The following is a 3,634-nucleotide window of genomic DNA, read 5'->3' as shown; positions in this document are numbered from 1 at the left end:
ACGAACTCCCCGTTGAGTTTGGCCAGCTTCACGTAGGAGTCGTTGACCTCCCCGATGATCCGGGGGCTCCAGTACTCATCGAACTGTGACAGCTTGTCAGCGAGGTCTATCAGGTCCATCTCTGTCTCCCGGACAATTCTTCTACTGCCAGCCCATGCTGCCGAACCAGACGCCGCTACGGTAATTCTCAACGCCTTGCCGGGCGTAGGGAACCGTGTTCTCCGGCAGGTCGGCCATGTCGAACCAGCGCAGGTCGTCGCACTTGTCCGGCTCCATGTTGGTTACTTGGCCCGACCACGCCGAGGCCTTCAGGAAGGGGACTACCTAGCTGTTTAGCCCGAGGTGTGAGTAGCAAGGTGTTGACCTAGAATCAGACGGTTATTATGTTGGCTCCATTCCTATGGCGTGGAGTCAAGTGTGAGACTAGTTAAGCAGGGTATTCTCACTGGCCATCCCAGAGATGTGTTCAAAGACTTACGCTGTAGACTAATGTCATTAGAAAAGGAAGGCGTTCCTTTCAAGGTAGGCATAACTGGCCGACCTGAACAGCGGCTCCACGAATACGAACTGTACGAACCTTATGACGTGATGGAGTTGATATACCGCACTAGGTCATCGGGCTATGCACGTGCGTTAGAGCACTATCTCATCTGCTCAGTTTGGTATGAATGCGATAATCAATCAGAGGGTGGTGAAGGTCGTCTGACCAAAGTGCCACCACACTACGTCTATGTAGTGTATAACGAAATCATGGCGCAATAGTATACTAAAGGTATGGAAACTGCATTGCTACCAGTCATCGGTTGGGGATTAGCAGGTTTAAGTCTCTGCTTGCTTTTGAGTGCTAAGGCTCCGAGGAGGGATTTAGCCAGGTTAGTCCTACTATTGAAGCGCATATTCCGACTACGATTCCGATAGTCAGTCCATATTTTTCCTCGCCGCTAGAGTCTTTAATCCAATAGCATGCGCAGCTAGCAGCCAGCGCCAATCCTACGAATATTAGTAAACCGCCCATCTTATGGCTTAGGGAGGGGAACCGAGCTGTTGACTCCCCTCCCTGTTATCTCCGACTAGAGTAAGTCCAGCGCTCGCTCATACGATATTGGAGCCTCACAGTCTCTGAACAGGTACGCGGTTCTGTTCTGGTAGTGAATGCCCTTATCAGCATCGCAAGAGCGGTAGGTGTAGTACTCGAATACTACTTCCGGGCCGAACTCGTCAGCAGGTATGACTCCGGTCTTCTGAGGCAGATGCTCGGCTGAGTTGACTGTCGTCCACCACTCGAACGGTTCCTTATCGTCGAGCGGGAACCTAAGTAGGTACTGGACTACCACCCCATCACCGTTACAGTCTTGCTCAAAGCCTTGCGTGCTATCAGTATTCGCACACCTGGGCTCGTCAGCCGCAGCCGCCACACTGGACAGGGCGAGAATTGTCAGAGCGGTTAGCATAATGGCTAGGATGCTTCGCATACGCATATCGCGTATTCCTTTCTGCGGTGCGGGAAGTGCGCCTAGCACAAGGTGCCCTCTCGCCCGCGTGAGCAGGTTTCTGTCAGGAACCCCTGTGAAGGCAGACAAGAGGGCATGGGTGCCCTGACCCGCGCGGGCTCCGCCTTCCGCCGCACTCGACGGCGAGGGTTCCTGACATTCCTCATCATAGCCCTCTGACTGCGGAAGTCAATAGCAGCCTTGCAAGTTCGACTTTGGGCGCCTACAATAGAAATGCCCGCCAGGTTGGCCGACCCGACGGGCGTGACTCCACAAAGAGGAAAGGAGTCACCTATAGGATTAGCTGTTGAGACGGCAACGTCAAACAAAGAGGGGTTACATGGAACTCTTATCCGAGTTAATCCGACCACTTCAACCGTTCGCCTATATTGCCCTAGCACTATTGTTCATACTTGACAGGTTCAAATAGGCGTCCCAATAGCCTGCAAATAGCCTTGATTAGGGAGCGTTATTGGAGTTAGTATTCTCAATAAGGAGGGCGGCTATGGGTAAGAACTTGACCCTACAGCAGGCGTTTAGGCTATTCGGTACTGAGGAATCGGCTGAGCAGTTCTTCATAAACAGGCGTTGGCCTAATGGCATAGCGTGTTACAAGTGCGGCTCGCTGAACGTGGCTAAGGTCGCTAGTCGTAAGCCCCAACCGTTCCGTTGCCGCGAGCAAGGGTGCCGCCACCACTTCTCAGTCAAGAGCGGCACGCTGATGCACAATTCGAGACTGCCGTTGACCGCTTGGGCGTGGGCAATCTACTTGCTCACTACCGACCCTAAAGGTGTGTCTAGTACCAATCTGACTAAATACTTGGGCGTGCATCAACAAACGGCTTGGTACCTGGCTCATCGGATACGCAAGGCTATGGTGCCTAAGCGTGAGAAGTTTGCAGGTCCGGTTGAGGTCGATGAGACATACGTGGGCGGCTCAGACTACAACCGGCACTTTGACCAGCGTCTAGGCAAATACGCTGGAAAGGTGGCTGTCATAGGGATACTTGATCGTCCTACTAAGCAGGTTAGGGCGCATGTGATAGAGAACGCTGACCGACGCACCATGCATAACTACGTGGTAAAGCGTACAGAGCGTAGTGCAGTGGTTTATAGTGACGAGCATCAAGGCTATGCCAAGCTCCCACGTGAGCATCACACCGTGACTCATAGTTGGGGAGTCTACGCTCGAGGCCGCGTTTCCACTAACGGCATTGAAGCGTTCTGGTCCATATTGAAGAGGAGCTATAAGGGGACGTATCATACTCTTAGCCGTAAGCACCTAAACCGCTACCTGGCGGAATTCAGTAGTCGGCACAACGACCGTGCGCTTGACGCTGTAGACCGTATAGGGAAGATAATCAAGGCGATGGAGGGCAAGCGGCTGCGCTATCAAGACCTAGTAGGAGCTAAGTGATGGCCAAGCCGAGTAAGGCGCGTCCCAAGACTCAGGGGTTGAGGCTCCCAGAGGTCGATGCCTCATTCGACGAGGTAGTGGACTTCGTGCTCAAACCCACCAAGCCCCTCGTCAGCAAGGGCAAGCCTGCCAAGCCTAAGCAGTAGTGGCTACTACATTGACTTTTGGGGGCACTTCGGACTACAGTTCGTCAACTGGTGGAGACGGGGGCGGGAATTGAACCCCGCATATGCGGTTTGTCAGACCGCCGCCTTGAACCACTCGGCCACCCCGTCTCCACCAGTTTATCATTCGATGTCAAGGGAATAGCCCGTCACGTCCAACCCTCGCACGTAGCAGGGGCGTTACTCACACCTCCGGCTAAACAGCTAGGTAGCCCCCTTCAGGAAGAAGTTGACATACTCCCTGTCGCTCATCGAGTGGATGACCCCAACCACTTCCAAGTCCGTCGGCGAGAGGTCTATACCTGCCTCTTCCTTCGCCTCGCGGATCATGGCGGTCTTGAGGTCCTCGCCTGCCTCGACGTGGCCCGCGATCATGCTGTAGGAGCCGTCCGCGAACCCCGTGTCGTACCGACGGAGCATCAGGATACTGTCGCCCCTGACCAGCAGCAGATAGACCGCGATCGGCGCCAGCAGCATCGTTCCCCGGACGAGTCCTCCCTACAGTCCGCGGCCTGCTGTGGCGTCGAGGACTGCGCCCTGCTCCTCGGAGGCGTCGTACTCCC

Annotated in this window: 4 protein-coding genes and 1 tRNA gene; 1 reads left to right on the top strand and 4 read right to left on the bottom strand. The window is 54.5% G+C overall.

Annotated elements, in window-relative coordinates; genetic code table 11:
- Both F4X57_13655 and F4X57_13650 read right to left on the bottom strand, forming a co-directional pair.
- The coding region (locus tag F4X57_13655) for a cupin domain-containing protein (protein MYC08194.1) at nt 1-119 on the bottom strand (119 nt) is incomplete at its 3' end.
- 951 nt (nt 120-1,070) lie between these two features.
- The gene (locus tag F4X57_13650; GenBank protein MYC08193.1) at nt 1,071-1,478 is read right to left on the bottom strand and encodes a hypothetical protein; all 408 of its coding nucleotides are present in this window, start codon (nt 1,476-1,478) and stop codon (nt 1,071-1,073) included.
- 517 nt (nt 1,479-1,995) lie between these two features.
- On the opposite strand from F4X57_13650, the gene F4X57_13645 reads away from it, so the two are divergent.
- Nucleotides 1,996-2,907 (top strand): IS1595 family transposase, encoded by a 912-nt coding sequence (locus F4X57_13645; protein ID MYC08192.1) that lies wholly within the window; start codon nt 1,996-1,998, stop codon nt 2,905-2,907.
- A gap of 198 nt (nt 2,908-3,105) precedes the next feature.
- Here F4X57_13645 and F4X57_13640 read toward each other — a convergent pair.
- Both F4X57_13640 and F4X57_13635 read right to left on the bottom strand, forming a co-directional pair.
- Nucleotides 3,106-3,182 (bottom strand) — tRNA-Val (locus F4X57_13640).
- A gap of 93 nt (nt 3,183-3,275) precedes the next feature.
- Complete coding sequence (locus F4X57_13635) at nt 3,276-3,548, bottom strand: NUDIX domain-containing protein (GenBank protein ID MYC08191.1); 273 nt, start codon at nt 3,546-3,548, stop codon at nt 3,276-3,278.
- Between the last annotated feature and the right edge of the window lie 86 nt (nt 3,549-3,634).

The sequence above is a fragment of the Chloroflexota bacterium genome (assembly GCA_009840355.1).
Taxonomy (GTDB): Bacteria; Chloroflexota; Dehalococcoidia; order Lucifugimonadales; family JADFKI01; genus Bin90.
The sequence above is the reverse complement of the archived record's forward strand: the minus strand, read 5'-3'. Positions and strand labels throughout refer to the sequence as shown.